The organism is Stenotrophomonas beteli (assembly GCF_001431665.1).
Classification (GTDB): domain Bacteria; phylum Pseudomonadota; class Gammaproteobacteria; order Xanthomonadales; family Xanthomonadaceae; genus Stenotrophomonas; species Stenotrophomonas beteli.
Genome location: NZ_LLXV01000102.1, coordinates 1 through 1,179, shown reverse-complemented (window position 1 = coordinate 1,179; position 1,179 = coordinate 1). Strand labels below are relative to the sequence as shown.

Sequence of the window (1,179 nt, the reverse complement as noted above, 5' to 3'; positions counted from 1 at the left end):
CCCGGCCACCGCCATCGTCAGTGAGCCCTGCGTCATCCAGTTCAGCGCCACGCCGCTGGCCAGGGTGGTGTGGGTGCCGCTGACCCAGACCTGATCGGCGGGGGTCAGGCTCAGTACGCCGGCCACGCCACTGCCCAGCAGCACCGGTGCGCTCCAACCCGGTGCTTCGCCGTCGCCGCCCGCGATGCTGCCCGCGGCACTGCCGCTGTGGGTGGCACGCAGCGCTTCCTGCAGCTCGGTCAGGGTGGTATCGACCGGCAGCTCTTTCGGGTCACTCGGCAGCTGCGCCTGCTGGTTGGCGGCCGATTCTGCCAGCTGCTGCAGCAGCTGCTGGCTTTCCTGCAGCTGGCTCAGTGCCTGCGGCGCCGCCATCTGCGGCGTGCCCTGCTCGGTGGTCAGCAGCAGGCCGCGACCGGCGCGCAGTGCGCCCTGGGCCTGGGTGGACAGCTCCACGCCAAAGCCGCGCTCGCCTTCGCGCACATTGTCCTGGCCGCCCTTCAGGTGGCCCAGGGTGAGCGTGGTCTCGTGCTGGGTGGTGGACAGCTGCGCGCGGCCCTGCCCGGGCGTGTCGTCGAAGCGCAGCTGCTGATACCCACCGGTGCCGCCCTGGCTGTCGGCCAGCGCCTGGCTCTTGAAGCCGGTGTACACCGCCGCGTGGTCGTTGCCCTCGAACCAGGCGGCAGCGTTGCCGGTGGCGTTGGCGCCCCCGCCGTTGATCTGGTTGTGCTGCGCATCCTGCTGGCCACGGCCGTTGTAGACCGCACCGACCACCACCGGGCGGTCGATGTCGCCTTCCAGGAATGCCACCAGCACTTCCTGCCCGCGCCGCGGCAGCACCACGCCGCCCCAGTTGTCGCCGGCCCAGGGCGTCATCACTCGCACCCAGGTCCAGGCGCCGCCGTTGGCCGGCGCGTTGTCGTCACCGCCGGGATGAGCCAGGCCGCTGCTGGCATTGCCGCCGCGCTGCCACGGGAACTGCACCTTGATGCGGTGGTCGCGGTCGGACAGCAGCGGATCCCCATCGCTGACCACGATCGCGCTGAGCGTGCCGGTGATGGTCGGCCGCGGGTGCAGGTGCGTGCCGTGGCCGTCTTCGGTCTGCGGGCGGTAGCTCACCTCGGCCGGAATGGCGACGAAGCGGTTGTCGTAGAACGCGGTGGAGACCTCACCCGGTACATC

At 71.2% G+C, this 1,179-nt stretch carries 1 protein-coding gene; it reads right to left on the bottom strand.

Annotated elements, in window-relative coordinates; genetic code table 11:
• The coding region (locus tag ARC23_RS20130) for a type VI secretion system Vgr family protein (RefSeq protein ID WP_203226385.1) at positions 1–1,179 on the bottom strand (1,179 nt) is incomplete at both ends.